Origin of the sequence: Rhizobium sp. AN80A (genome assembly GCF_030053015.1) — a bacterium.
GTDB classification, from domain to species: domain Bacteria; phylum Pseudomonadota; class Alphaproteobacteria; order Rhizobiales; family Rhizobiaceae; genus Rhizobium; species Rhizobium metallidurans.
In genome coordinates, this window is the sequence record NZ_JASJPX010000003.1 from 1477164 (window position 1) to 1502670 (window position 25507).

The 25507-nt window shown below is 62.3% G+C and carries 27 protein-coding genes; 16 read left to right on the top strand and 11 right to left on the bottom strand.

All coding sequences use genetic code 11. The features are described 5' to 3' along the window. Window positions 1–155 precede the first annotated feature (155 nt). Genes P3R82_RS18895 through rsmA form a run of 3 tightly spaced genes read left to right on the top strand, consistent with a single transcriptional unit; the run spans window position 156 to window position 2964 of the window. Window positions 156–1106: a peptidylprolyl isomerase gene (locus tag P3R82_RS18895; RefSeq protein ID WP_183899549.1), complete on the top strand. Its 951-nt coding sequence runs from the start codon at window positions 156–158 to the stop codon at window positions 1104–1106. Between the two features lie 5 nt (window positions 1107–1111). Beyond that, complete coding sequence (gene pdxA, locus P3R82_RS18900) at window positions 1112–2137, top strand: 4-hydroxythreonine-4-phosphate dehydrogenase PdxA (protein ID WP_283194888.1); 1026 nt, start codon at window positions 1112–1114, stop codon at window positions 2135–2137. Further along, window positions 2137–2964: a 16S rRNA (adenine(1518)-N(6)/adenine(1519)-N(6))-dimethyltransferase RsmA gene (gene rsmA, locus P3R82_RS18905; protein WP_283194889.1), complete on the top strand. Its 828-nt coding sequence runs from the start codon at window positions 2137–2139 to the stop codon at window positions 2962–2964. The genes pdxA and rsmA overlap by 1 nt, the downstream gene beginning before the upstream one ends. Before the next feature lie 101 nt (window positions 2965–3065). On the opposite strand, the gene gmk is transcribed toward rsmA, so the two are convergent. The 7 genes from gmk to fabD form a co-directional block, all read right to left on the bottom strand. After that, window positions 3066–3731 carry a guanylate kinase gene (gmk, locus tag P3R82_RS18910; protein WP_183899546.1) on the bottom strand — a complete coding sequence of 222 codons (666 nt, stop codon included), beginning with the start codon at window positions 3729–3731 and terminating at the stop codon, window positions 3066–3068. A 3-nt stretch (window positions 3732–3734) separates the two neighbouring features. Further along, on the bottom strand, window positions 3735–4622 hold the full coding sequence (locus P3R82_RS18915) for a YicC/YloC family endoribonuclease (protein WP_283194890.1): 888 nt from the start codon (window positions 4620–4622) through the stop codon (window positions 3735–3737). Between the two features lie 18 nt (window positions 4623–4640). Then, complete coding sequence (gene mltG / locus P3R82_RS18920) at window positions 4641–5876, bottom strand: endolytic transglycosylase MltG (RefSeq protein ID WP_283194891.1); 1236 nt, start codon at window positions 5874–5876, stop codon at window positions 4641–4643. A 117-nt stretch (window positions 5877–5993) separates the two neighbouring features. Continuing rightward, window positions 5994–7256, bottom strand: a complete 1263-nt coding sequence (gene fabF / locus P3R82_RS18925; protein WP_283194892.1) for a beta-ketoacyl-ACP synthase II — start codon at window positions 7254–7256, stop codon at window positions 5994–5996. Between the two features lie 93 nt (window positions 7257–7349). After that, window positions 7350–7586 carry an acyl carrier protein gene (locus tag P3R82_RS18930; protein ID WP_003502080.1) on the bottom strand — a complete coding sequence of 79 codons (237 nt, stop codon included), beginning with the start codon at window positions 7584–7586 and terminating at the stop codon, window positions 7350–7352. A gap of 291 nt (window positions 7587–7877) precedes the next feature. After that, complete coding sequence (gene fabG / locus P3R82_RS18935; protein WP_018898755.1) at window positions 7878–8615, bottom strand: 3-oxoacyl-[acyl-carrier-protein] reductase; 738 nt, start codon at window positions 8613–8615, stop codon at window positions 7878–7880. A gap of 29 nt (window positions 8616–8644) precedes the next feature. After that, window positions 8645–9589 carry an ACP S-malonyltransferase gene (gene fabD, locus P3R82_RS18940; protein WP_283194893.1) on the bottom strand — a complete coding sequence of 315 codons (945 nt, stop codon included), beginning with the start codon at window positions 9587–9589 and terminating at the stop codon, window positions 8645–8647. A 206-nt stretch (window positions 9590–9795) separates the two neighbouring features. On the opposite strand from fabD, the gene P3R82_RS18945 reads away from it, so the two are divergent. The 5 genes from P3R82_RS18945 (at window position 9796) to rplI (ending at window position 13647) form a co-directional block, all read left to right on the top strand. Beyond that, window positions 9796–10839: an aldo/keto reductase gene (locus P3R82_RS18945; RefSeq protein ID WP_283194894.1), complete on the top strand. Its 1044-nt coding sequence runs from the start codon at window positions 9796–9798 to the stop codon at window positions 10837–10839. 350 nt (window positions 10840–11189) lie between these two features. Next, window positions 11190–11648 carry a 30S ribosomal protein S6 gene (rpsF, locus tag P3R82_RS18950; RefSeq protein WP_037180256.1) on the top strand — a complete coding sequence of 153 codons (459 nt, stop codon included), beginning with the start codon at window positions 11190–11192 and terminating at the stop codon, window positions 11646–11648. A 12-nt stretch (window positions 11649–11660) separates the two neighbouring features. Continuing rightward, window positions 11661–11909: a 30S ribosomal protein S18 gene (rpsR, locus tag P3R82_RS18955; protein WP_007531286.1), complete on the top strand. Its 249-nt coding sequence runs from the start codon at window positions 11661–11663 to the stop codon at window positions 11907–11909. Window positions 11910–12063: 154 nt separating this feature from the next. Continuing rightward, on the top strand, window positions 12064–13050 hold the full coding sequence (locus tag P3R82_RS18960; RefSeq protein WP_283194895.1) for a DUF2232 domain-containing protein: 987 nt from the start codon (window positions 12064–12066) through the stop codon (window positions 13048–13050). A gap of 21 nt (window positions 13051–13071) precedes the next feature. Further along, window positions 13072–13647: a 50S ribosomal protein L9 gene (gene rplI, locus P3R82_RS18965; protein WP_018898761.1), complete on the top strand. Its 576-nt coding sequence runs from the start codon at window positions 13072–13074 to the stop codon at window positions 13645–13647. Window positions 13648–13722: 75 nt separating this feature from the next. On the opposite strand, the gene P3R82_RS18970 is transcribed toward rplI, so the two are convergent. The 4 genes from P3R82_RS18970 to P3R82_RS18985 are packed head-to-tail and all read right to left on the bottom strand — an operon-like array spanning window position 13723 to window position 17260. Continuing rightward, entirely contained in the window at window positions 13723–14787 is a 1065-nt protein-coding gene (locus P3R82_RS18970; protein WP_183899538.1) for an HlyD family secretion protein, read from the bottom strand. 15 nt (window positions 14788–14802) lie between these two features. Continuing rightward, window positions 14803–16479, bottom strand: coding sequence for an MFS transporter (locus P3R82_RS18975; RefSeq protein ID WP_283194896.1), 1677 nt, complete (start codon window positions 16477–16479; stop codon window positions 14803–14805). Between the two features lie 10 nt (window positions 16480–16489). Beyond that, window positions 16490–16933, bottom strand: coding sequence for a MarR family winged helix-turn-helix transcriptional regulator (locus tag P3R82_RS18980; protein ID WP_026283054.1), 444 nt, complete (start codon window positions 16931–16933; stop codon window positions 16490–16492). A 51-nt stretch (window positions 16934–16984) separates the two neighbouring features. Beyond that, complete coding sequence (locus P3R82_RS18985) at window positions 16985–17260, bottom strand: hypothetical protein (protein ID WP_283194897.1); 276 nt, start codon at window positions 17258–17260, stop codon at window positions 16985–16987. A 1-nt stretch (window position 17261) separates the two neighbouring features. Between P3R82_RS18985 and P3R82_RS18990 the strand changes: the two genes are divergently transcribed. From P3R82_RS18990 to P3R82_RS19025, 8 genes are all read left to right on the top strand, one after another. Then, on the top strand, window positions 17262–18755 hold the full coding sequence (locus P3R82_RS18990) for a replicative DNA helicase (protein ID WP_183899536.1): 1494 nt from the start codon (window positions 17262–17264) through the stop codon (window positions 18753–18755). 98 nt (window positions 18756–18853) lie between these two features. Then, window positions 18854–20023 carry an alanine racemase gene (gene alr / locus P3R82_RS18995; protein ID WP_283194898.1) on the top strand — a complete coding sequence of 390 codons (1170 nt, stop codon included), beginning with the start codon at window positions 18854–18856 and terminating at the stop codon, window positions 20021–20023. 53 nt (window positions 20024–20076) lie between these two features. Further along, window positions 20077–20391, top strand: coding sequence for a type II toxin-antitoxin system ParD family antitoxin (locus tag P3R82_RS19000; protein WP_283194899.1), 315 nt, complete (start codon window positions 20077–20079; stop codon window positions 20389–20391). Further along, window positions 20330–20653: a type II toxin-antitoxin system RelE/ParE family toxin gene (locus P3R82_RS19005; RefSeq protein WP_283194900.1), complete on the top strand. Its 324-nt coding sequence runs from the start codon at window positions 20330–20332 to the stop codon at window positions 20651–20653. The genes P3R82_RS19000 and P3R82_RS19005 overlap by 62 nt, the downstream gene beginning before the upstream one ends. A 9-nt stretch (window positions 20654–20662) precedes the next feature. Continuing rightward, entirely contained in the window at window positions 20663–22066 is a 1404-nt protein-coding gene (gene radA, locus P3R82_RS19010; RefSeq protein WP_283194901.1) for a DNA repair protein RadA, read from the top strand. 93 nt (window positions 22067–22159) lie between these two features. After that, the gene (locus tag P3R82_RS19015) at window positions 22160–22786 is read left to right on the top strand and encodes a CvpA family protein (RefSeq protein WP_183899532.1); all 627 of its coding nucleotides are present in this window, start codon (window positions 22160–22162) and stop codon (window positions 22784–22786) included. A gap of 146 nt (window positions 22787–22932) precedes the next feature. Then, window positions 22933–24423 carry an amidophosphoribosyltransferase gene (purF, locus tag P3R82_RS19020; protein ID WP_283194902.1) on the top strand — a complete coding sequence of 497 codons (1491 nt, stop codon included), beginning with the start codon at window positions 22933–22935 and terminating at the stop codon, window positions 24421–24423. 70 nt (window positions 24424–24493) lie between these two features. After that, window positions 24494–25234, top strand: coding sequence for an SDR family NAD(P)-dependent oxidoreductase (locus tag P3R82_RS19025; protein WP_283194903.1), 741 nt, complete (start codon window positions 24494–24496; stop codon window positions 25232–25234). Window positions 25235–25507 lie beyond the last annotated feature (273 nt).

Sequence of the window (25507 nt, forward strand, 5' to 3'; positions counted from 1 at the left end):
GCCTTTCTTTCGCCGCAACGCTGTGCAGGACATTGTGGCCATTGGATATATGCGGCATATGCTGCTGCGTCTCGAAGGCGGCAACGCTGACGTTATCTCGGTAAGATAGGCGCGCCGCAACGCGAAAGCGCGGCGTCAATGGGAAGGGTCGACAGATGATTGGCGCGAAGAACACCGTAAGAACGATGATCGCAGGCTTGGCGTTCGCCGCCGTCGCGGGCTTGGCGTTGCCTGAGGCCAACATGGCCTATGCAGCAAGCGAAGTGCGGGTGGTCGTCAACGGTACCGCACTCACCAGCGGTGACGTCGCCAAGCGCCAGGCTTTCCTGCGTCTGCAACGCCAGAAGGCCGATGCCAAGGCCGCCGAAGATCAGCTGATCGAGCAGACCCTGAAGCAGCAGGAAATCGCGCGCGTTCGCATGTCGGTGTCCAAGGACGACGTCGATGCGTCCTTCGCGCGCTTCGCCAGCGGCAACAAACTGACGCCGGCGCAGATGACGCAGATTCTCAGCCAGGCCGGCGTTGGCGTCGACCACTTCAAGGCGTTCATCGCCGTGCAGATGAGCTGGCCGCGCCTCGTGAACGCCCGCTACGGCAACAGCAACCGGATGTCGAACGCCGACCTCGTTGCCCGCATGATGGAAAACAACAAGCAGAAGCCGGAAACCACCGAGTATATTCTGCAGCAGATGATCTTCGTCGTTCCGGCCAGCAAGAAGGGCATCGTAGGAAAGCGCAAGAGCGAAGCCGAAGCCTCGCGCTCGAAGTATCCGGGTTGCGAACAGGCCAAGGTTTTCGCCGCCACGATGCGTGACGTATCCGTGCGCGACCTCGGCCGCCTGCTCGCGCCGGAACTGCCTGCGGAGTGGAAGCCGCTCGTCGAACAGGCCAAGGGCAACACCACGGCGACGCGCGTTACCGACAAGGGCGTCGAATATCTCGCGATCTGCAGCCAGCGCCAGGTCTCCGATGACCAAGCGGCCGAGATGGTCTTCCGCGAAGAGGATCTCAACAAGGCCAAGGGCAAGAACGCGCCGCCGGAAAACGCCAATTCCACCAAGTATCTCGATGAGCTGCGCAAGAAGGCGCAGATCGTTCGCCGCTGATGCCAATGACGCTCGCCTTTTCGCGCCCGCTTGCCCTGAGCCAGGGCGATCCCGCCGGGATCGGCCCTGACGTCACGCTGATGGCCTGGCTCCGCCGCCGCGAGCTTGGCCTGCCGCCGTTCGTCTTCATCGGGGATCCCGATGTGCTTGTCACCCGCGCACGGATGCTGGACCTGACGGTTGCGATCCGCGAAACCGATTGCGCCGGCGCCGTCGACGTCTTTGCCGACGCCCTGCCCGTCCTGCCGATTCCGACAGGTGTCGAAGTCAATGCCGGCGAAGCCCATGTCGCGACGGCCAGAGGGACGATCGCCGCGATCGAACAGGCTGTGTCGCTCACCATAAGCGGCGAAGCGCTCGGCGTGGTCACCAACCCGATCGCCAAATCCGTGCTTTACGAAAGCGGTTTCCGTTTTCCCGGTCATACCGAGTTTCTGGCCGAGCTCGCGAGCCGCGCAACCGGAAAGCCGGTGATGCCGGTCATGATGCTCGCCGGACCGAAGCTCCGGGCGATACCGGTCACCATCCACATCCCGATCAAGGATGTGCCGCAGGCGCTGACGGCTGAGCTGATCGTGGAGACGTGCCGGATCGCGCATGCCGATCTCGTCCAGCGCTTCGGCATAGCCAATCCGCGCCTCGCGGTCGCGGGCCTTAACCCGCATGCAGGCGAAGACGGCGCCATCGGCAAGGAAGACGCCGACATCATCCATCCGGCGATCCAGTTCCTTCGCGCCGAAGGCATCGATGCGATCGGCCCCCTGCCCGCCGACACCATGTTCCATGATGAAGCGCGCGCGCGCTACGACGTGGCTGTCTGCATGTATCATGATCAGGCCTTGATCCCGGCCAAGGCGCTCGGCTTCGACGATGCCGTGAACGTGACGCTGGGCCTGCCATTCATCCGCACGTCCCCCGACCACGGCACCGCCTTCGGCATCGCCGGCAAGGGGCTGGCGCGCGAAAGCAGTCTGGTCGCCGCGCTGAAGCTCGCCGGACATCTCGTTCGCGTCGGCAAGAGCAACCCCTGATGGCCGCTCTCGACGGATTGCCGCCGCTTGGCGACGTGATCAGGCGGCATGGTCTCGACGCGCGCAAGGCGCTCGGCCAGAACTTCATCCTCGACCTCAATCTCACGCAGAAGGTGGCGCGTACCGCCGGCTCGCTCGAAGACGTGACGGTGTTCGAAGTCGGGCCCGGCCCCGGCGGCTTGACCCGGGCGATCCTCGCGCTCGGCGCCAAAAAGGTCATCGCCATCGAGCGTGATCCTCGTTGCCTGCCGGCGCTGGCTGAAGTGTCGGCGCACTATCCCGGCAGGCTCGAGGTGATCGAAGGCGACGCGTTGACGAGCGATTTCGAAGCGCTCGCGCCCGAGGGACCGGTGAAGATCATCGCCAACCTCCCCTACAATGTCGGGACCCAGCTTCTGGTGAACTGGTTGCTTCCCCGGCAGTGGCCGCCGTTCTGGCAATCGCTGACGCTGATGTTCCAGAAGGAAGTCGGGCTACGTATCGTCGCCGATGAGGAGGACGATCACTACGGGCGGCTCGGTGTCCTGTGTGGCTGGCGTACGAACGCGCACATGGCCTTCGATATTCCGCCGCAGGCCTTCACGCCGCCGCCAAAAGTCACCTCGACGGTCGTTCATCTGACGCCGAACGAGAATCCTATTCCCTGCTCCGTCGCCAATCTCGAGAAAGTCACCCAAGCGGCGTTCGGCCAGCGCCGCAAGATGCTGCGCCAGAGCCTGAAGCCGATCGGCGGGGAAAAGCTCCTGGAGAAGGCGGGGATCGATCCCCAGAGACGCGCAGAGACGCTGTCCGTCGAGGAGTTCTGCCGGCTGGCAAACAGCCTGTAGAACCCGCTTACCGACATCATCGCCCCAGCAAAATCAATTTCACCGGATCGGCGAAGCCAAACGGCTTGCGATGGCGCCGCAGGCTATTCGCCGTTGCGATGTTACAAACTCGGCTCTTCCGTCAGCAGACCGTTGACGAAATCGAACAGGCCATGCCGTCGGTCGCGGCGCACGCGCTCGGCATTGACGATGCAACTGACGTTGCGAAATGCCTCGTCGAGGTCGTCGTTGACGATCACGTAGTCATACTCACGCCAGCGTTCGATCTCGGCACGAGAGTTGAGAAGCCGCGTCCGAATGACGTCTTCGGAATCCTCGGCACGACGGTGGAGACGAGACTGCAACTCGGTCATCGTCGGCGGCAAAACGAAGATCGACACGATATCGGCCTTCATCTTTTCCTGCAGTTGCAGCGCGCCCTGCCAGTCGATGTCGAACAGCATGTCACGACCGGCTGCCATGGCGGCCTCGACGGGCTCGCGTGGCGTGCCGTAGAAATTACCATGAACTTCGGCCCATTCGAGCAGATCACCCGCATCGCGCATTCTCTCGAACTGCGGGACGCTGATGAAATGATAATGTTTGCCCGCGATCTCGCTCGGGCGCTTGGCCCTCGTCGTCACACTCACGGAGATCTCAAGGCTATGGTCGTCCCTCAGCAGATTGCCGGCAATGGTCGACTTTCCCGCACCTGACGGCGAAGACAGGACGAGCATCAGCCCGCGCCGGGCGATCTTGGTGGGCGTGCTCGACGGGGTCGGGCTCATGGTTCACTCCAAATTCTGAACTTGCTCGCGAAACTGGTCGATGACCACTTTTAACTCAATACCGGCCGCTGTCACGGCCGCGGTATTGGACTTCGAGCATATCGTATTCGATTCCCGGTTAAATTCCTGTGCAAGGAAATCGAGCTTGCGGCCGATCGGGCCGCCCTTGGCGAGCAGATCGCGCGCGGCGGCCACATGCGCCTTCAGGCGGTCGATCTCCTCGCGCAAATCGGCCTTGGTCGCCAGGATCGCTGCCTCGGCATGAAGCCTGTCCTGATCGAACTTGCCGGATGCATCCATCAACATCGCGACCTGGGCCGCGAGCCTTGCCGCGATCTCGCGTGGCGAGCGCGACGGATCGCTTTCAACGACCAGCGTCAGGCGCTCGATGATCGCCACCTGGTCGAGAAGCACGCGGGACAGGGCCGCTCCCTCCTGCTCGCGCATATGCCTGAGGTCGGTCAGTGCCAACGACAGGCCATTCATGATCTCGGCATCGCGCGCGGCAATCGCTTCCGGGCTATCCTCGGTCTCGCGAAAATCGACGATGCCGCGGATGCCAAGAAGCGTATCGAGCTTCAGCGGCGCCGGATCGATGATATCAGCCAACTGATCGCGCAGCGACAGAACGGCCGCGAGCGCTTCCTGATTGAGAACGGTCTCGACGCGGCTTTCGGGCGATGAGACGGAAAGCGACACCTGCATGTTGCCACGACTGAACTGCTCGCCGGCAAGCCGCTTGACGTCGTTTTCCAGCCGCTCGAGGCCCGGAGGCAGGCGCAGGCGCACATCAAGCCCCTTGCCGTTTACCGAGCGCAGTTCCCATGCCCAGCGCCAGCGATCGGTCGTGCCTTCGCGCCGCGCAAAACCCGTCATGGACTGCAAAGCCATGGAAGCCTCCGATATCGGTTAGTTTCTTTTCTTTTTCGGGGCCGCGGCGGGAGCCGCCGGCGCATCGGCGGGCGTTGCCGCATCGGGCTGCCCATCGACCGCGATATTGGGATCTGCGCCCTTGTCTGCCTCCAGCTTGCGCCAGCGCTTGACGTTCGCATTATGATCTTCAAGCGTCGTCGCGAAGACATGGCCACCCGTTCCATCGGCGACGAAATAGAGGTCCTGCGTCTTCCACGGATTGGCGACGGCCTCAAGCGCATCGCGGCCGGGATTGGCGATCGGCGTCGGCGGCAGGCCCCTGATCACATAGGTGTTGTAAGGCGTTTCCTTCCTGAGGTCCGACTGATAGATCGGCCTATCGGACGGTTTTCCATCACCGCCGAACAACCCATAGATGATCGTCGGGTCCGACTGCAGGCGCATGCCCTTTGCTATCCGGTTGAAGAATACCGAGGCAACGCGGCCACGCTCGTCGGGAACGCCCGTTTCCTTCTCCACGATGGATGCGAGCACAACCATCTCGTCCTTCGACTTGAGCGGCAGCGATTGATCGCGCTTGTCCCAGATCTGGTCCACCAGCTTCTGCTGGGCAGCGGCCATCTGCTCAACGATCTCGGAGCGCTTGGTGCCGCGCGAGAACTTGTAGGTGTCGGGCCGCAGGCTGCCCTCGGCGGGAAGCACGGCGGGCAGATCGCCTTCCAGCACCGGATCCTCGTTCATGCGGTTGAACATCTGACGGACGCTGAGGCCTTCCGGGAACGAAATCGAATAGAGAATGGACTTGCCGGATTTCAGCAATTCCATGATCTCGCTCATCGAAGCACGAGCCTTGATCTCGTATTCGCCGGCCTTGAGGCTCTCGCCGTCGTTCAGGTGCGTTGCCGTGAGGTAGCGGAAGACGCGGCCGTCGGAGATGATGTTGTTGCGCTCGAGATTGAACGCGATCTCGGTAATGCCGGCGCCATTGCGCACGACGAAGTTGGTGTTGGCCTCCAGCGGACCGGGGTTCTGGTAGGCGGAAATCGCGTAATAGAAGACGACGACGGCGACCGCGCAGCCAAGCACGGCGATCGTCATCAGGAAGTTCAGGAAGATGACAACCTGGCTTCTGGCCTTCTTGGAGCGCTTCGGCGGCTCCGGCACGCGCTCTGGGCGCAGCGCTTCGGTAGGCGACTTCGGAATGATCGGGCCACTCTGCGACTGCTGGCCCTGCTGGCCGGTCGTGTCGTTGCTCTGGTTCGTATCGCTCACCGGCAATCCTCTAAATTTAGCCCCAAAAGCTGCTTCTTGCGAAGCAATGCGGCGAAATGCGGGTGGGCAGCCATCTGATTGGACTGCCCTGCCCGTTGCGGACGTCGACGGTTAGTCTCAGGCGACGTAGCGACGCAACACCAGCGATGCGTTTGTACCGCCAAATCCGAAGGAATTCGACAGCGCCACGTTCACTTCCCGTTGACGCGCCATGTGCGGAACGAGATCGATCTTCGTCTCGCGCTCGGGGTTGTCGAGATTGAGCGTCGGCGGCACCACGTTGTCGCGGATCGACAGCGTCGCGAAGATCGCCTCGATCGCGCCGGCGGCGCCCAGGAGGTGGCCGGTGGCGGACTTGGTCGAGGACATGGAAATCTTCGATGCGGCGTCGCCGACCAGGCGCTCGACGGCGCCGAGCTCGATCGTGTCGGCCATGGTCGATGTGCCATGCGCGTTGATATAGTCGATATCTGCGGGCGTCAGGCCTGCACGCTTCAGAGCCGCCGCCATGCAGCGGCCTGCGCCCTCGCCGTCCTCGGACGGAGCGGTGATGTGGTAGGCGTCGCCCGAAAGGCCGTAGCCGACCACTTCGGCGTAGATGCGCGCGCCGCGTGCCAATGCGTGTTCGAGCTCTTCGAGAACCACGATGCCGGCGCCCTCGCCCATGACGAAGCCGTCACGGTCCTTGTCGTAGGGGCGCGAGGCCCTGGTGGGGTCGTCGTTGTGCTGCGTCGACAGCGCCTTGCAGGCCGCGAAGCCGGCGAGCGAGATGCGGCTGACGGGCGATTCGGTGCCGCCGGCGACCATGACATCGGCATCACCGAAGGCGATCAGACGGGCAGCATCGCCGATGGCGTGCGCGCCGGTCGAGCAGGCGGTGACGACGGAGTGGTTCGGCCCGCGCAGCTTGTGACGGATTGAGACCTGGCCGGATACGAGGTTGATCAAACGGCCGGGAATGAAGAAGGGAGAAATGCGGCGCGGGCCCTTGTCGCGCAGCGTGTAGCCCGCTTCAACGATGCCTTCGATGCCGCCAATGCCGGAGCCGATGAGGACGCCGGTTGCAATCTGGTCTTCGTCGCTCTCGGGATGCCAGTTGGCATCGTTGAGCGCCATGTCGGCCGCGGCCATGCCATAGATGATGAAGGGATCGACCTTGCGCTGTTCCTTGGGCTCCATCCAATCATCCTGATTGAAGGTGCCGCCGGTGCCGTCGCCAACGGGAATGCGGCATGCGATCTTGGCCGGAAGGTCTTCGACTTCGAACTCGGTGACGAGGCGTGCGCCGTTTTCACCCGCCAGCAGGCGAGCCCAGGTCACTTCCGTGCCGCATCCCAAGGGAGACACCATTCCGGTGCCCGTAATAACCACCCGTCTCATCGACTGCATTCCCCCGCCTTTTGTATTCTATGGAGACCATGCCAGAAATAAAAAGGGCGGACTCCGGGTCCGCCCTTTTTAAAATGCTCAGGATTAAGCCTGGGCCTTTTCGATAAACTTGACAGCGTCGCCGACCGTCAGGATCGAGTCCGCAGCGTCGTCAGGGATTTCAACGCCGAATTCTTCTTCGAACGCCATGACCAGTTCGACGGTGTCGAGCGAGTCAGCGCCCAGATCGTCGATGAAGCTTGCGCCTTCGACAACCTTGTCGGCGTCGACGCCAAGATGATCAATAACAATTTTCTTTACGCGTTCTGCGATATCGCTCATGTCGGTTTCCTCGACCTTATAATCCTGATCAGAGTGCCTTTATGGCACCCTACCCTGTTTCAGCCTGCGGCGCCCTAAAGCCACCTTCGGCAAACTCGTTGTACCCGGCTACCAGAGATGTCCCAGGCTTGCTTGAAAAGCCCGCCGGTCCGTCTTCTTTCTCGGGAGACTGTTCACAGTCAAGGCCCGATTAACACGGTTTATGTCTGCCGCAAAGCCAGAAAATCAACCCCATAGGGTTGGTGAACAGGCTATTGCGGGGAAAAACGGCCCGAGAGCCAGTTTTCCGTTTCAGATCATGGCCATGCCGCCATTTACATGCAAAGTCTGGCCCGTCATGTAGGCTGCTTCCGACGAAGCCAGGTAAGCAACCGCGGATGCCACTTCGGCGCCGGTGCCCATGCGCTTCATCGGGATCGCGCCCATGATCGCATCCTTCTGCTTGTCGTTCAGCTTGCCCGTCATCGCGCTTTCGATGAAGCCCGGCGCGACGCAATTGACCGTCACGTTACGGGTCGCGATCTCCTGCGCCAGCGACTTGGTGAAGCCGATCATGCCAGCCTTGGAGGCGCAGTAGTTGGCCTGGCCCGGGTTGCCCGTGACGCCGACGATCGAGGTGATGTTGATGATGCGGCCATAGCGGCGGCGCATCATCGGATGCGTCAGCTCGCGGGTCAGGCGGAACATCGACGTCAGGTTGACCTCGATGACGCTGTCCCAGTCCTCGTCCGACATGCGAACGAAGAGGCCGTCCTTGGTGATGCCGGCATTGTTGACCAGAATGTCGACGCCGTCGAGTTCGGCTTCGGCCTTGACGCCGAGCGCCTTGACTTCGTCGCGATCGGCGAGGTTCGCCGGGAAGATCTTGACGCGGTCGCCGAGCTCATTGGCCAGCGCCTCAAGCTTTTCGACGCGGGTGCCGTGCAGGCCGACGATGGCGCCCTGCTTGTGCAGGATGCGGGCGATTTCCTCGCCGATGCCGCCAGAGGCACCGGTTACCAGAGCCTTGCGGCCGGAGAGATCGAGCATGGAAGTATTCCTTGTAATCGTTAAATCAATCAGGCCAGAAGAGCGGCAACCGCCGCGTCGATATCAGCCGGCGAGTTGACCGAGATGCCGGTCACGTTCTTGTCGATGCGGCGCGCAAGGCCGGTCAGGACCTTGCCGGCGCCGAGTTCGTAAAGCGTGGTCACGCCGTTGGCCGCGAACCACTCGACCGTTTCGCGCCAGCGAACCTGGCCGGTGACCTGCTCGACCAGCAGCCTGGCGATTTCGTCAGCGTCGGTGACGGGCGCGGCGCGCACGTTGGCGATCACAGGCACGACCGGATTCGACTTCGCGACACCTGCGAGCGCTTCGCGCATCGCATCGGCGGCCGGCGCCATCAGGGTGGAATGGAAGGGGGCGGAGACCGGCAGCAGGATCGCGCGCTTGGCGCCCTTTTCGGTGGCGATGGCGGCCGCCTTTTCGACCGGCGCCTTCTCACCCGAAATGACGATCTGGCCGCCGCCATTGTCGTTGGCGATCTGGCAGGCGCCGAGCGCCGAAGCTTCCTCGCAGACGGCGATCACGTCGGCATGCTCGAGGCCGATGATGGCGGCCATGGCGCCGACGCCGACGGGGACGGCAGCTTGCATGGCATTGCCGCGAATGCGCAACAGGCGCGCGGTATCGGCGATCGAGAACATCCCGGCGGCGCAGAGGGCGGAATATTCGCCGAGCGAGTGGCCGGCGACGTAGGAGACCTTGGCCTTGAGATCGACGCCCTTGGCTTCGAGCACGCGGATGACAGCCATCGATACGGCCATCAGCGCCGGCTGCGCGTTGGCCGTCAGCGTCAGCGTCTCTTCTGGACCGTTGAACATGGTCTCGGACAGCTTCTCGCCGAGAGCGTCATCGACCTCTGCAAAAACGGCGCGCGCTTCGGCGAAATTCTCGGCAAGATCCTTGCCCATGCCGACGGCCTGACTGCCCTGGCCAGGGAACGTGAAAGCGATGGTCATCCTATGTCCTTTTTATATGGACCCGCGGTCATTTCGCCTCCAATTGACATTCTTTCCCCGAGAGTCAAGTGCCGGAGGCCTGCGTTCCAAGGCTTTCGCGACTGCAACAAAGCCGTAGTTTTGCTCTTGCGCTTGCTCAATTCCAGCCTAAATTCGCGCCGTCCTTCAAAGACCTCTTTCTTTAAGATCACCATTAAGGCTCCCGAATGAAACACAAGAAACTTGGTCGCACCGATATCTCGGTGTCCGAAATCTGCTTGGGCACGATGACCTGGGGTTCGCAGAACTCCGAAGCCGAAGCGCACGGCCAGATGGACTATGCGTTCGAAAAGGGCGTCAACTTCTTCGACACCGCCGAGCTTTACCCGACCACGCCCGTCGCCCCCGAAACGCAGGGTCTCACCGAACACTACATCGGCACGTGGCTTGAAAAGACCGGCAAGCGCAAGGACATCGTTCTCGCCACCAAGGTCGCCGGCCCCGGACGCGCGTATATTCGCGGCGGCGAAGGCGCCGACGGCAAGAATATCCGACTGGCCATCGAGGCCAGCCTGAAGCGGCTGAAGACCGACTATATCGATCTCTATCAGATCCACTGGCCGGTGCGCGGTCATTTCCACTTCCGCCAGAACTGGCACTACGATCCCTTCAAGCAGGACCGCGCCAAGGCGCTCGCCAACATCACCGACATCCTGGAGACGCTGGGCGAGCTGGTGAAGGAAGGCAAGGTGCGCACGATCGGCCTTTCCAACGAGACGACCTGGGGCACGCAGAAGTATCTGACGATCGCCGAGCAGCTCGGCCTGCCGCGCGTCGTCAGCATCCAGAACGAGTACAACCTGCTTTACCGCCACTACGATCTCGACATGGCGGAAATGTCTCACCATGAGGATGTGGGCCTGCTCGCCTATTCGCCGCTCGCAGGCGGCATCCTCAGCGGCAAGTACATCGGCGGCAGCGTACCCGGTGGCTCGCGTGGCTCGATCAACGGCGACATCGGCGGGCGCCTGCAGCCGCTGCAGGAAGCGCCGACCAAGGCTTACGTCGAAATCGCCAGGCGCCACGGCCTGGACCCCTCCGCCATGGCCATCGCGTTCTGCCTGACGCGCCGCTTCATGACATCGGCGATTATCGGCGCGACGACCATGGCGCAGCTGACGACCAACATCGATGCGGCCGGCATCAAGCTATCGAGCGATATCCTCGCCGAGATCGACAAGGTGCATCGCGAATATCCGATGCCGATCTGATATCGGCTTCGATTGATGTTTGACGACGGCCGCCAGCTTGACTGGCGGCCGTCTTCGTTTTCGATCATATCGACAGGCGATGCCGCGATCATCCATTGGACGCTTGCCTTTCCGTGAAAAATCCGTATAAGCCGCCCTGTTCGCAAAACCCGGTCTTCTGGCTGGTGGCTGAACGGAGGGCCGGTTTCCCACGGGAAATCGTTCGGAACGGAAGCGTTCCAGCCTCCCGTGTCTCCGCTCTCGACCGTCTCGGAACGCTTTTCTTGCCTGGGTTCACCCAATCAGGAGCAGTCGTTGAGGCTTAGCCGCCGAATATCGGGTTGAATAAACGCAAGAAAGGCAAAGCTGTCATGGCTCTTTATGAACATGTATTCCTTGCCCGACAGGATATTTCCGCTCAGCAGGTCGAAGCCCTCGTAGAACAGTACAAGGGTGTTATCGAAGCTAACGGCGGTAAGGTCGGGCGCGTAGAAAACTGGGGCCTCAAGTCCCTGACCTACCGCATCAAGAAGAACCGCAAGGCTCACTACGTTCTCGTCGACATCGACGCCCCGGCTGCCGCCGTGCAGGAAATGGAACGTCAGATGCGCATCAGCGAAGACGTCCTTCGCTACATGACCATCGCTGTCGAAGCTCACGAAGAAGGCCCGTCTGCCATGATGCAGAAGCGCGACCGCGACGACCGCGGCCCGCGTGATGGCGCCGACCGTGGCCCGCGTCGCGAATTCGGCGATCGTCCGCCGCGTCGTGATGGCGACTTCCAGCGTGGCCCGCGTCCCGATCGCGCTCCGCGCGAAGACCGTGCATAAGGAGAACTGAGAATGTCTGAATCTTCCTCCGCACCGGTACGCCGCCCGTTCCACCGTCGTCGCAAGACTTGCCCGTTCTCCGGTGCAAACGCTCCGCGCATCGACTACAAGGACGTTCGTCTCCTGCAGCGCTACATTTCCGAGCGCGGCAAGATCGTTCCTTCCCGTATCACAGCTGTTTCGCAGAAGAAGCAGCGCGAACTCGCCCAGGCGATCAAGCGCGCCCGTTTCCTCGGCCTGCTGCCGTACGTCGTCGCTTAATCGGCCGACGAGACCAAATCGAGGGAAGGCAGTGATGCCTTCCCTTCTCCCTTTCGCGATGGGCGCGGATCGGATCCTTAAAACCCATGTTGAGGCATTCTGAAATCGATTCGGAAAGCGCCCTCTAACTGCTTGATGAAGCAGGACAGCGACCATGAAACCATCGAATGCAAAAATGCTGGGCGTCGGAGCCCTTGCCGGACTGGTCGCCGCGTTTCTGGTGTTTGCCGCGGGCCGGCAGCCGTCGTCGTTCAGCGCCGTTCTCTATGCCGCTTCCGCGCTTCCGATTCTTCTCGTCGGCCTCGGCTGGGGCAATATGGCGGCGATCTCGGCCGTCGTCACCGCTGCCGTGCTTGGCGCGATCGCCATCTCGCCGTCCTTCGCGGTGATGATGACGCTGGTCACGCTGCTGCCTGCGGGCTGGATCAGCCATCTTGCGAACCTTGCGCGACCGGCCTCCGAACTCGGCGGCCCCGATCACCTGATGGCGTGGTATCCGTTGTCGGACATCCTGCTGCATCTCTGCGGACTGGTGACGCTCGCCGTCATCGTCGTTGGCGTGATGATCGGCTACGGCCCTGAACTGATCAACCGTCTGGTCGACGTGCTGTTCGCCTCGGTGGCGCAGCAGCAATCCGATTTCGCGCCGGATGCGACCGTGATCGCGCAGACCAAGGCGCTCGTCCTCCTGCTTCTCCCGGCCATCCAGGGCGGCATGTGGGTGATGATGCTGTTTGCCGCCTATTACCTCGCGACCCGCATCGTCGCGGCATCCGGTGGCGGCCTGCGTCCACGCGAGGATATCCCCTCTTCGCTGAGGATGAACCGCAACACGATCTTCATCTTCCTTCTCGGGCTTGCCGCTACCTTTCTGGGCGGCATCCCGGCGATGGTCGGAGCAACCGTCGTCGGCACGTTCGGTGCCGGCTTCCTTCTCTCCGGTTTCGCCGCGCTGCATTTTCGCACGCGCGGCAAGGATTGGCGCCTGCCGGCGCTCGTTCTCTGCTACCTGGCATCCCTCATGTTGATGCTGCCAGCCCTTTTCATCCTCGTTCTGGGGCTCAGCGATACCCGCAAGGCCATCGCGCTCACCCCGAACAAGGATGCTGATGCCCCCAAACAGACAGATTCAAAACTCTAGGAACACGAAAGGAACTCTAACATGGATGTCATTCTTCTCGAACGCATCTCCAAGCTCGGCCAGATGGGCGAAGTGGTCAAGGTAAAGGACGGCTTTGCCCGTAACTACCTGCTGCCGCTCGGCAAGGCTCTGCGCGCCAACGACGCCAACAAGAAGCGCTTCGAATCCGAGCGCGCGACGCTCGAAGCCCGCAACCTCGAGCGCAAGTCGGAAGCACAGACCGTTGCCGACGCTCTCGAAGGCAAGTCCTTCATCGTCGTTCGTTCGGCTGGCGAAACCGGCCAGATGTACGGCTCGGTCGCTGCTCGCGACGTCGTTGAAATCCTGGCCGCCGAAGGCTTCAACATCGGCCGCAACCAGGTTCACCTGAACACCCCGATCAAGACGATCGGTCTGCACCAGGTCGAACTGCAGCTGCATGCCGAAGTCGAGATCAAGATCGAGCTCAACGTTGCCCGTTCGGCCGACGAAGCCGAGCGCCAGGCCAAGGGCGAAACCCTGACGTCGGTCGACGCCATCTACGGCGTGGACGAAGACGCTCTGCGTCCGGAAGACTTCTTCGATCCGGAAGCCGACGGCAACGCCGAAGACGAATAAGGTTCAGGAGAGCAATCTCCGGAATGCGAAAGCCGGGCCTCGCGCCCGGCTTTTTGCTGTCCGCTGTTCAGAAGACTAATTGGCCGCCGTCTTCCGCTCCGGCTCTGCGCTCTTGTCGACGCTGACGACGACCGACAGGCCCGGCCCCAAGCCCTTGGCCGCCGGCTGGTCGGGATCGATGCTGATGCGGACGCCCACCCGCTGGGCGATCTTGACGAAATTGCCGGTGGCGTTGTCGGCCTTGATGACAGCGAATTCGGAGCCGGCCGCAGGCGAAAAGCGCTCGATGCGGCCGGTGAGCCGCTGGCGGCCCAAGGCATCGACCACGATCGAGACGGGCTGACCGACCTGCATGCCCTCGAGCTGCGTCTCCTTGAAATTGGCGACAACCCAGACATCTTCCGGCACCACAGCCATCAATTGCGTGCCCGCCGCCACATACTGGCCGAGGCGAACGCCGATCTCGCCGAGATGGCCATCGCGCGGCGCCACGATCGACGTGTTCTGGAGGTCGATCTCGGCGAGTTTCACCGTCGCCTCGGCGCTTGCGACATTGGCCTCCAGCAGGGAGCGATTGACGATGATGGTCGCCATATTTTGCTTCGACACTTCCAGCGCCGACTGCGCCTGGTTCAACGCCGCCTTCGCCTCCTCGAGCGTCGCCTGCGCCTGCTCGGATTCGCTGGCCGAGGCAATGCCCCTGTCGTTGAGGTTACTTATCCGATCCCAGGCGAGCTGCGCGCGCTTCAGCGAGGCGTTGGCACTATCGATCTGCGCCTGGCTGGAGGCGATGGTCGCCTTCGCCGACAGTTCCGACTGGCGGGAATTTTCGAGCGACGCCTTCTGGCCCTCGAGCGCCGAGCGGGCCTGGGCGAGCTTCTGCGTGTAGATGCGGTCATCGATCTTGGCCAGCACATCGCCCTGCCTGACCTGCTGGTAGTCCTTCACGGGAACGTCGACGATGTAGCCGTTCACCTGCGGGCTCATGATCGTCACGTAGCCCCTGATATAGGCGTTATCGGTCGTTTCGACCGACGTGACGAAGGGCGGTAGGCGCCAGGCGTAAAGCACGAGCAGGACGCCCGCGATACCGGCGAGAATGGCGATGAGACTGGCGGGCGACCGGAATAATTTCGACATGCGGTGAACTCGTGATCAGGATTGAACGGCTGTGGAGGCACTCGGCTCGGCGCCCCGGCGCGTGGAGAGGCGCAGCCATGCCTGATGGACGAGCATGACAAGGAGACCGAGCAGAGATGCAATGCAAATAGCAAGAAAGGTGTCGTTGTAGGCAAGCGTATAGGCCTCACGCGAGACCTGCTGGGACAGCAATGCGATGCCCTCGGCGTTGAGCAATGTCTGGTCGGTGATGACCTTGCCGTAGCCCGAGGACAGCTGCGACACGCGCTGGGCAACCAGCGGATCCTGCAACAGGATATGCTCGACCAGCGCGTTGGAATGAAATTTCTCGCGGATGGTGACGAAGGTGCCGAGCATGGCCGAGCCGAAGAGCGAGCCGATGCTCTGGGTGAAGAGGAAGATCGCCAGGAAATTGACGATGAAGGGCATGCCACGGGCCATCGCCGCCTTGAAGCCGCTCGCCATCACCGGCGGCAGGAACATCGCCGCGCCCGCGGAGACCAAGGCTTGGCTGAGATACATCTGCTCCGGCCGCGTCAGGCTGGTCGACAGGCTGTCGAGATAGGCGCCTGCCGCGATGAGCACCAGCGATATGAGATGGGCGGTATTGACGTAGCGCGTCGTCATCAACAGCGCGCAGAACAATCCACCCACGACGGAAGCGACCAGAACGACCGCGTAGAGCTTCGTCGTCTGATCGTTGAGGAGGCCAAGCTGCTGATAGAAGCTGGCAGCGGTCGACGATTGCTCGGACGAGACGAAGCGGAACATCAGCAGGACGCCCGCCATCCTGAGATTGGGTCCCGACAGCACCCAGCGGATATCGAGCATCGGATTTTCGCGCGGCAGCTCGATGGCCACCACCAGCGCCAGGCAAGCGGCCGCGACGGCAAGCAGAACGCCGATCCACGGCGCCTCGAACCACCAGTAGAGCCGTCCGAGTGTCAAAGCGACCGCGAGACAACCGAAACCGACGGCAAGCAGGAGATAGCTCAGAATATCCATGCGCTGGATGACGATCGCGCGCGGCGGCGCCGTCAGAGGCATGGTGTAGATGACGGCGAAGGCCAGCAGCGCCAGCCCCATCTCCAGCGTGTAGAGCGCGTGGTAGCCGCCGAGATCAAGCAGCGGCGGCGAGATGATGCGCGCGATCGGAGCGGCGAAGAGCGTGCACATCAGCGCCATGCTGATGCCTGTCGTCAACTTGCGCTCCGGCGGAAACAGTTCCAGCATGTAGAGAAAGCCGAGCGTGGAGATCGGCGCGGCGGCTATGCCGCTCAGCGCCCTGACCACGATGGCCGAGCGCAGATCGGTCACCAGAAGGTTCAGCACCGCGGCAAGGACGAAGCAGATGATGCTGAACTCGGCGAAGCGCCTCAGGCCATATTGCGTACGGATCTTGAAGAGCGCGATCGACAGGCTGGCATAGGGCGCCATATAGGCCGCCGACAGCCAGGAGACCTCGGCGGCCGTTGCCGAAAACGATCCCTGGAGCTGGTAGATATTGGCATTCACGAGGTTCATGCCGAGGCCCTGCGTGACGAACAGCAGAACCGAGGCGGCCATATAGAAAGGCTTCTTCCAGCCCGGCATCAGCGCCACGGGCGGAGGCGCGGGCTGCGGCTCCTGTCCCGTCGTCTCGTCCGCGGCTTTCGGCGCAACAGTGTCGCTGGACGCCTGGACGAGGCTCATCGCTATTTCCTCACACCCCGCGAATGCCCTGCAAATTCGCCTGCATCGCCCGTATCGTATCCAAGGTAGTCCTCAGGTCGCGTTCGGGAATACCTGCGATCACCTGGGCTCGCACGCTGACGGCGATGTCATCGATCTCGCCGGCGACGACCTTGCCTGTCTCGGTGATGTAGATTTCCTTGGCACGGCGATCCGAACCCGCGACGCGGCGCTCGACGAAGCCCTGCCCTTCCATCGCGTCCAGAATGCGGACCAGCGTCGGCGTTTCCAGCTCCAGCCGGTCTGCAAGCTCGCGCTGGTTGATGCCGTCCTTCTTGTTCAGCGTGAAGAACACCCGCGCCCGTGGCAGCGTCATGTTCCGTTCCCGTACGATCTTGTCGAAAACCGCTCTAAGCTTCCGGTTGAAAGCCGCCAAATCTTCAATCAACTCTCGTCCGAGAGGCGCATTTGTCATATTTATCAGCCCATTTAATTAGTGTGCTTATTATATTTATTATGCCTACAGTCATTTTTCGCGGTTTTCAAGCGCAATGACGAGAGTCTCGATGCACACTCCCTTACCAAAGCCTAAAATACCACGAACGCGTTGATTCGCGTGAGTCGCTTTGTACCGTGTCCTGATGGCTACACCGCCGGTATTTTCGCGCGATGGCACGATGCGCTGTGGAGAAGTCGAACAACTTGCCAAAGCCAAAGCGTTTTGGCCGTGCGCCATGCTCAGCACTTGATTTTGCCGTTGGTGAATTGCAAACCCGAAGCTGAATAAGACAGAACGGATCAAGATGAACGACGCCGCCCGAAAGATCGCCGCTGTTGCCCAGCCGGAACAGCACTATCGCGAAGCTCCCAACAACATCGAGGCCGAGCAGGCACTTCTCGGCGCGATCCTGATGAACAACGACGCCTATTACCGGGTGTCGGACTTCCTCAAGCCGCCGCATCTTTATGAGCCGCTGCACCGCAAGATCTTCGAGGTCGCCGGCGATATCATCCGCATGGGCAAGATCGCCAATCCGGTGACGATCAAGACCTTCCTGAAGGCCGACGAGAAGGTCGGCGACATGACGGTTTCGGAGTATCTCGCGCGTCTCGCGCGCGAGGCCGTGACCATCATCAACGCCGAGGACTACGGCCGCGCGATCTACGATCTGGCGCTGCGCCGGGCGCTGATCACCATCGGCGAGGACGTCGTCAACATCGCCTACGACGCGCCGCTCGACATGCCGCCGCAGGCGCAGATCGAAGACACCGAGCGCCGCCTGTTCGAACTTGCCGAAAACGGCCGCTACGACGGCGGCTTCCAGGCGTTCAACGACGCCGTGGCGCTGGCGATCGACATGGCGGCTGTCGCCAAGGAGCGCGATGGCGGCCTTTCCGGTATCTCGACCGGCATCATGTCGCTCGACGGCAAGATGGGCGGCTTGCAGCGCTCCGACTTGATCGTGCTTGCCGGACGCCCGGGCATGGGCAAGACCTCGCTTGCGACCAACATCGCCTACAACATCGCCGCCGCCTACGAAGGCGAAGTGCAGTCCGATGGCAGCATGAAGGCGAAACAGGGCGGCGTCGTCGGCTTCTACTCGCTCGAAATGTCGTCCGAACAGCTGGCGACGCGTATCATCTCCGAGCAGACCGAGGTCTCCTCCTCGAAGATCCGCCGTGGTGACATCAACGACGCCGATTTCGAAAAGCTCGTTGCCTGCTCGATGATGATGCAGAAGGTGCCGCTCTATATCGACCAGACCGGCGGTATCTCGATCGCCCAGCTATCCGCCCGCGCGCGCCGCCTGAAGCGCCAGCGCGGCCTCGATTGCCTCGTGGTGGACTACATTCAGCTGATGACGGGCGCTGGCAAGGGTGACAACCGCGTGCAGGAAATCACCCAGATCACGACAGGCCTCAAGGCGCTCGGCAAGGAACTCAACGTGCCGATCATCGCGCTGTCGCAGCTGTCGCGTCAGGTCGAAAGCCGCGAGGACAAGCGCCCGCAGCTCTCCGACCTTCGTGAATCGGGCTCGATCGAGCAGGACGCCGACGTCGTGCTCTTCGTGTTCCGCGAGGAGTATTACGTCAAGAACCTGGAGCCGCGCGACATCCACGATCCGAAATATCCGGAGTGGGAAGCGCTGTTCGAGAAGGTGAAGGGCACCGCCGACGTCATCATCGCCAAGCAGCGCCACGGACCGACCGGCACCGTCAAGCTCGCCTTCCAGTCGGAGTTCACCCGCTTCGCCGACCTGGCCGAGCCGAGCTTCACGCATTACGAAGAGCAGTAAGGGCCTGAGCAAGCGCCCGACTGTTCTTCCACCCATCACACTTGCTCCCTAAACTGGCCGGAGATTGTATCTGCCGGCCAACTTTCTTGGTGCGAACTATGACCGATTTTCCCGACGACTACGAAGAAGAAGACCGTTTTGCCTCCGCCGGTTTGCGCCTGACGGTGGATCTGGCCGCGCTGACCGACAATTGGCGTGACATGGCGCGGCGTTCCGGCAAGGCGCGCACGGCGGCCGTGGTCAAGGCCGACGCCTACGGGACAGGGATGGAGGACGCTGGCGAGGCGCTCTATCTGGCCGGCGCGCGGGACTTCTTCGTGGCGACCGTCGATGAGGGCGTGACGCTCAGGCTCTACGCGCCGGACGCCCGCATCTTCGTGCTCGCAGGCATCTGGCCGGGAACCGAGCGGCGCTTCTTCGAGAACGACCTGGTGCCGGTCATATCGTCGGAGGAGCAGCTCGCCTTCTGGATGGCGGTGCTGGCCGAGTATGGCGACTACCCTTGCGCGCTGCATGTCGATACCGGCTTCAACCGTCTCGGCCTCGACATGAACGAGGCGATCGCGCTCGCCGACGACGTGTCGCGTCCGGCGAGTTTCGCCCCCGTGCTTGTCATGAGCCACCTCGCCTGCGGCGACGATCCGAACTCGGCGATGAACAGGCAACAGCTTGAATCATTCAGCAAGGTTAGCGCCGCCTATGAAGGTATCGATTCAAGCCTGTCTGCCTCCGCTGGCATCTTCCTCGGCAGCGACTATCACTTCGACCTGACCCGTCCCGGTATCGCTCTCTATGGCGGCGAAGCGGTGAACGGGATGGCCAATCCGATGCGTTCCGTCGTGACGGCGGAAGCGCGCGTCATTCAGGTGCGCGATGTCAGGGCGGGCCAGGCCGTCGGCTATGGTCGTGCGCTGGAGCTCACCCGCGACAGCCGGCTCGCGATCGTCTCCGCCGGCTACGCCGACGGCTATCTGCGCAGCCAGTCCAGCGGCGGCGTACCTTTGCGCCAGGTGGCGCCGCAGGGCGGCCACGGCTTCATCGCCGGCCGCAGGGTGCCGATCGCCGGGCGGGTGACCATGGACCTGACGATCTTCGACATTACCGACCTGCCCGAGAACGCGGTGAGCGCAGGCGATTATGTCGAGCTCTTCGGGAAGAACATCTCGGTCGACGACGTCGCGCGCGCGGCGGGTACGATCGGCTACGAGGTGCTGACGAGCATGGGGTTGCGCCATGAGCGGCGGTATCTGAGCGAGGACGATGGCTAGGGGCTTGGAAAGCGATATTCTCCTGTGCTATACGAGAACAAAAGGAGATCGAAATGACCGAGATCCATCTCAGCGAGCAAGACCTCACCTTCATCGAGGAGCAGATAGCAGACGGACGATACCGAAACGCCGAAGAAGTTATTGCGGCTGGGTTGAGACTGCTTGGCAGCGAAGAAGGCGAGATACAGGAACTGCGCCATCTGATCCAACAGGGCATCGATGACATCGATGCCGGACGCGCCATCACGTTCGAAAGCGCCGAAGATCTGACAAAGCACATTCTCATGATGGCGGAGGAACGAAAGAATGCGACCGCGTCAGCTGAAAATGTCGTTCGAGGCGCTGGACGATCTTCTCGGCATGTATGATCACATTGCAGCCTTCGATGCGCTTGCTGCGCGCCATTTTCTCGATGACATCAACAGCAAGATCGAATGGATAGCAAAGCTCGGCATAGCCGGAAGTCCGCGCGAGTTCATTCCCGGGTTGCGGGCTTTCCCTTATCGTAATCGCTGTATCTATTTCTTCATTGATGATGAGACGCTTTCCGTCCTGCGCGTGCTGCATGGACGGCAGGAGATCGAGCTCTCACATTTCCTGCGTTTTTATCAGACAGAACAAGAAGACTGATCCTTCCTCATGGCAAAAGCAAGAACACAATTCATCTGCCAGGGCTGCGGCACCATCCATAGCCGCTGGGCCGGCAAATGCGAGGGTTGCGGCGCGTGGAACACCATCGTCGAGGAAGACCCGATGGGCGGAATCGGAGGTGGGCCGGCAAAGACGCCGAAGAAAGGCCGCCCAGTGGCACTGACCGCGCTGTCGGGCGAGATCGAGGAAGCCCCGCGCATCCACACCGGCATATCCGAGCTCGACCGGGCGCTGGGCGGCGGCTTCGTGCGCGGGTCGGCGGTGCTGATCGGCGGCGATCCGGGTATCGGCAAGTCGACCCTCCTCATGCAGGGAGCAGCGGCCCTTTCGCGGCGCGGGCACCGGATCATCTATGTCTCGGGCGAAGAGGCGGTCGCGCAGGTGCGGCTTAGGGCGCAGCGCCTTGGAGCAGCGGATACGGATGTGCTGCTGGCGGCCGAGACCAATGTCGAGGACATCCTGGCGACGCTCGCGGAAGGCAAACGGCCCGATCTCGTCATCATCGATTCCATTCAGACACTGTGGAGCGATCTTGCCGGATCCGCGCCTGGCACCGTGACGCAGGTGCGCACCGGCGTACAGGCGATGATCAAATTCGCCAAGCAGACGGGTGCCGCCATGGTGCTCGTCGGCCATGTGACCAAGGACGGGCAGATCGCCGGTCCGCGCGTGGTCGAGCATATGGTCGATGCCGTTCTCTATTTCGAAGGCGACCGAGGTCATCATTACCGCATCCTGCGCACGGTCAAGAACCGCTTCGGGCCGACGGACGAGATCGGCGTGTTCGAGATGTCGGACAAGGGCTTGCGCGAGGTGGCGAACCCGTCCGAGCTCTTCCTCGGCGAGCGCAACGAGAAATCGCCGGGGGCTGCCGTCTTCGCCGGCATCGAGGGAACGCGGCCGATCCTCGTCGAGGTGCAGGCGCTGGTGGCGCCGACCTCGCTCGGCACGCCGCGACGGGCGATCGTCGGATGGGATTCGGCGCGTCTGTCGATGATCCTGGCGGTGCTCGAGGCCCATTGCGGCGTCAAGCTCGGGCAGCACGACGTCTACCTCAACATCGCCGGCGGCTACCGGATTTCCGAGCCGGCGGCGGATGTGGCTGTCGCATCGGCGCTGGTTTCGTCGCTTGCCGGTATTGCCCTTCCCGCCGATTGTGTCTATTTCGGCGAAGTCAGCCTGTCGGGCGCCGTCCGGCCGGTTGCGCACACGAACCAGCGCCTCAAAGAAGCCGAGAAGCTCGGATTTTCTGCGGCACTGCTTCCATCGGGGTCCGCCGAACTGCCAAAGGGCACGGGCGGGCGCTGGAGCGAGATCGAAAGCCTGCCGGATCTGGTCGCCCGGATCGCCGGCTCCAAAGGCGCTTTGAGACGTGTGGAAGAAGAGGTTTGATCCTTTCATCGCCATGTCAGGTGATGATATAGGATGCACGCAATGAGGCGCGACTGAGCTGCGAATAGGCGGCCGTCCTGGAGTGGAATTTATATGCCCATTACGATTTTCGACGGTATTGTCATCGGCGTCGTGCTTTTTTCCGCCGTGCTCGCCATGGTGCGCGGCTTCTCCCGCGAAGTTCTTTCCATCGCCAGCTGGGGCGGCTCGGCCGCCGCAGCCTACTATTTTTATCCCTACCTCGTTCCCTACGCCAAGAAGTATACCGACGATGACCGCATCGCGCTCGTCGGCTCGGCCGCGGTCGTGTTCCTGATCGCGCTGATCATCATCTCGTTCATCACCATGAAGATCGCCGACTTCATCATCGACAGCCGCATCGGTGCGCTCGACCGCACTTTGGGCTTCCTGTTTGGCGCGGCAAGAGGCATACTTCTGCTCGTCGTCGCCACCGCTTTCTGGAACTGGCTCGTCGATCAGGACCACCGCCCAGCCTGGGTGAATGATGCCAAGTCCAAGCCGTTCCTGGATTCGATGGTGGTGAAGCTGCAGTCGGTTCTGCCTGCTGAACTCGCCCAGGTCGTGCGTGCAAGCGTGATGGAGAAAATACAGCCGCAGGGCAGCAATACGGAAAGCGACAATGCGCCCGCTTCCGATCAAGCCCCGGCCGAGGATGCCGCGCCTGCCCCTGCCAATGGTGCACAGCAGCCGTCTAATTGACGCAGTGTTCAACAGCTTGACCCAGCCTGTGGCAGTTGCCATTTGACGGGGACGCGAATAAAGGTCCGGCCGGGCACACGCTCCGCCGGGCTTATGCCGTTTTCGGAAGTGCCATACCATTCTTGTGAGAGCAAAGGCCCGCAGCAATGAACCAGTCCCATTCCTCCACGCTCAACGACGAACTCGATGGCGATACGCTGCATGAGGAATGCGGTGTGTTCGGCGTTCTCGGCCATCCCGACGGCGCAACGCTGACGGCGCTCGGACTGCATGCCCTGCAGCATCGTGGACAGGAAGCGGCCGGTATCGTCACCTTCGACGGCAAGCAGTTCCATATGGAAAAGCGCATGGGCCTCGTCGGCGACCACTACACCGATCCGGCGACGCTGGCGAAGCTCCCAGGCTTCATCTCGATCGGCCATACCCGCTATTCGACCACGGGCGAAGTGGCGCTGCGCAACGTGCAGCCGCTGTTTGCCGAACTCGAGGTCGGCGGCATCGCCGTTGCCCATAACGGCAACTTCACGAACGGCCTGACGATGCGGCGCATGCTGATCGCCGATGGCGCCATCTTCCAGGCGACGTCGGACACCGAAGTGGTGCTGCATCTGATCGCCCGCTCCAAGCAGGCCACCTCCTCCGACCGCTTCATCGACGCTATCCGCCAGATGGAAGGCGGCTACTCGATGCTGGCGATGACCCGCACCAAGCTGATCGCGGCGCGTGACCCGATCGGCATCCGCCCTCTCGTCATGGGCGAACTCGACGGCAAGCCGATTTTCTGTTCCGAGACCTGCGCGCTCGACATCATCGGCGCGAAATACATCCGCGACGTCGAGAACGGCGAGGTCATCATCTGTGAGATCCAGTCCGACGGCTCGATCACCATCGACAGCCGCAAGGCCGACCAGCCGAAGCCCGAGCGCCTCTGCCTGTTCGAATATGTCTATTTCGCCCGTCCCGATTCCGTCGTCGGCGGCCGCAGCGTCTACACGGCGCGCAAGAACATGGGCATCAACCTCGCCAAGGAAGCGCCCGTCGACGCCGACGTCGTCGTGCCGGTGCCGGATGGCGGCACCCCGGCAGCCCTTGGCTTTGCCCAGGCAAGCGGCATTCCCTTCGAATACGGCATCATCCGCAACCACTATGTCGGCCGCACCTTCATCGAGCCGACGCAGCAGATCCGCGCCTTCGGCGTGAAGCTGAAGCATTCGGCCAACCGCGCGATGATCGAAGGCAAGCGCGTCGTCCTCGTCGACGATTCGATCGTTCGCGGCACGACCTCGCTGAAGATCGTGCAGATGATCCGCGATGCCGGCGCCAGGGAAGTGCATATCCGTGTCGCCAGCCCGATGATCTACTTCCCGGATTTCTACGGCATCGATACGCCCGATGCCGACAAGCTGCTCGCCAACCAGTATTCGAGCCTGCAGGCAATGTGCGACTATATCGGCGCCGACTCGCTCGAATTCCTGTCGATCGACGGCCTCTACCGCGCCGTCGGCGGCGAGAGCCGGGATGCCGCCAACCCGCAGTTCACCGACCACTACTTCACCGGTGACTACCCGACCCGCCTGCTCGACAACGACAGCACGAGCAATGTCCGCAAGCTCGCCGTGATGGCCAGCAACGGCTGATCTCGACCGACCTTTCGATCGAGGGGTGGTCAGCGCCCCTCGCCTCCCCGCGCATACGGATAAGGCTACAATGAGCGTCAATCTCTCCGGCAAGGTCGCACTCGTCACCGGCGCATCGCGCGGGATCGGCTATTTTACCGCGCTGGAGCTCGCCAAGGCCGGCGCGCATGTCGTCGCCTGCGCTCGTACGGTGGGTGGCCTCGAGGATCTCGATGACGCGATCAGGGCCGTCGGCGGTTCGGCGACGCTCGTTCCTTTCGACCTCGCCGACATGAACGCCATCGACGCGCTCGGCGCCTCGATCTTCGAACGCTGGGGCAAGCTCGACATTCTCGTCGCCAATGCCGGCGTGCTCGGCGTGATCTCGCCGATCGGTCATATCGAGGCAAAGGTGTTCGAGAAGGTGATGACCATCAACGTCACGGCGACGTGGCGGCTGATCCGCTCGGTCGATCCGCTGCTGACGCGTTCCGAAGCCGGTCGCGCCGTTATCCTGTCTTCGGCTGCCGCCCATCGCTGCCGTCCGTTCTGGGGCGCCTATTCGGCCTCGAAGGCCGCCGTCGAGGCTCTGGCGCGCACCTGGGCCGGCGAAACGCAGAGCACGGCGCTACGCATCACCAGCGTCGATCCGGGCGCCACGCGCACCGCGATGCGCGCGCAGGCGGTGCCGGGCGAAGATCCGGAAACGCTGCCGCATCCTTCCGAGGTTGCCAAGGCGATGATGCCGCTTCTGGCTCCCGACTACACCGAAACAGGCAAGCTGTTCATCGTGCGCGAGAACAAGCTCGTCGGCTACCAGATGCCGGGCTGACCGGCCTTCCTTCCAGACGCGGCCCCGAACGACGCACCGAGGACGGTCTCGTTCGGGGAGAGAGTTCTTTCGACCATCCGGCCCTTCGCTTGCGCTCCGGGCGTTCGACGCTGCAATCGATCTCGCTGGATCGATTGCCCTGGCTCAGCCCGACCGCGTCTCCCCCCTTGACCAACGCCCGAAGCCGCGCCATAAAACCCGCCATGAAGACGGTTACCTGCATTATCTGCCGGAAGATTATTCGCTAGCGCGCTCGCTGGCCTGGCCGTTTTC

Excerpts from the sequence above, each read along its gene's own strand:
- rpsR (WP_007531286.1), top strand. The coding sequence starts at position 11,661 with ATGTCTGAATCTTCCTCCGCACCGGTACGCCGCCCGTTCCACCGTCGT.
- P3R82_RS18975 (WP_283194896.1), bottom strand. The coding sequence starts at position 16,479 with ATGAGCCTCGTCCAGGCGTCCAGCGACACTGTTGCGCCGAAAGCCGCG.
- P3R82_RS19025 (WP_283194903.1), top strand. The coding sequence starts at position 24,494 with ATGAGCGTCAATCTCTCCGGCAAGGTCGCACTCGTCACCGGCGCATCG.
- P3R82_RS18990 (WP_183899536.1), top strand. The coding sequence starts at position 17,262 with ATGAACGACGCCGCCCGAAAGATCGCCGCTGTTGCCCAGCCGGAACAG.
- fabF (WP_283194892.1), bottom strand. The coding sequence starts at position 7,256 with ATGAGACGGGTGGTTATTACGGGCACCGGAATGGTGTCTCCCTTGGGA.
- P3R82_RS18970 (WP_183899538.1), bottom strand. The coding sequence starts at position 14,787 with ATGTCGAAATTATTCCGGTCGCCCGCCAGTCTCATCGCCATTCTCGCC.
- alr (WP_283194898.1), top strand. The coding sequence starts at position 18,854 with ATGACCGATTTTCCCGACGACTACGAAGAAGAAGACCGTTTTGCCTCC.
- P3R82_RS19015 (WP_183899532.1), top strand. The coding sequence starts at position 22,160 with ATGCCCATTACGATTTTCGACGGTATTGTCATCGGCGTCGTGCTTTTT.
- purF (WP_283194902.1), top strand. The coding sequence starts at position 22,933 with ATGAACCAGTCCCATTCCTCCACGCTCAACGACGAACTCGATGGCGAT.
- rpsF (WP_037180256.1), top strand. The coding sequence starts at position 11,190 with ATGGCTCTTTATGAACATGTATTCCTTGCCCGACAGGATATTTCCGCT.
- fabG (WP_018898755.1), bottom strand. The coding sequence starts at position 8,615 with ATGCTCGATCTCTCCGGCCGCAAGGCTCTGGTAACCGGTGCCTCTGGC.
- radA (WP_283194901.1), top strand. The coding sequence starts at position 20,663 with ATGGCAAAAGCAAGAACACAATTCATCTGCCAGGGCTGCGGCACCATC.
- P3R82_RS18930 (WP_003502080.1), bottom strand. The coding sequence starts at position 7,586 with ATGAGCGATATCGCAGAACGCGTAAAGAAAATTGTTATTGATCATCTT.
- P3R82_RS18960 (WP_283194895.1), top strand. The coding sequence starts at position 12,064 with ATGAAACCATCGAATGCAAAAATGCTGGGCGTCGGAGCCCTTGCCGGA.
- gmk (WP_183899546.1), bottom strand. The coding sequence starts at position 3,731 with ATGAGCCCGACCCCGTCGAGCACGCCCACCAAGATCGCCCGGCGCGGG.
- P3R82_RS18980 (WP_026283054.1), bottom strand. The coding sequence starts at position 16,933 with ATGACAAATGCGCCTCTCGGACGAGAGTTGATTGAAGATTTGGCGGCT.
- P3R82_RS19000 (WP_283194899.1), top strand. The coding sequence starts at position 20,077 with ATGACCGAGATCCATCTCAGCGAGCAAGACCTCACCTTCATCGAGGAG.
- rsmA (WP_283194889.1), top strand. The coding sequence starts at position 2,137 with ATGGCCGCTCTCGACGGATTGCCGCCGCTTGGCGACGTGATCAGGCGG.
- P3R82_RS18915 (WP_283194890.1), bottom strand. The coding sequence starts at position 4,622 with ATGGCTTTGCAGTCCATGACGGGTTTTGCGCGGCGCGAAGGCACGACC.
- fabD (WP_283194893.1), bottom strand. The coding sequence starts at position 9,589 with ATGACCATCGCTTTCACGTTCCCTGGCCAGGGCAGTCAGGCCGTCGGC.
- P3R82_RS18895 (WP_183899549.1), top strand. The coding sequence starts at position 156 with ATGATTGGCGCGAAGAACACCGTAAGAACGATGATCGCAGGCTTGGCG.
- pdxA (WP_283194888.1), top strand. The coding sequence starts at position 1,112 with ATGACGCTCGCCTTTTCGCGCCCGCTTGCCCTGAGCCAGGGCGATCCC.
- rplI (WP_018898761.1), top strand. The coding sequence starts at position 13,072 with ATGGATGTCATTCTTCTCGAACGCATCTCCAAGCTCGGCCAGATGGGC.
- P3R82_RS19005 (WP_283194900.1), top strand. The coding sequence starts at position 20,330 with ATGCGACCGCGTCAGCTGAAAATGTCGTTCGAGGCGCTGGACGATCTT.
- P3R82_RS18945 (WP_283194894.1), top strand. The coding sequence starts at position 9,796 with ATGAAACACAAGAAACTTGGTCGCACCGATATCTCGGTGTCCGAAATC.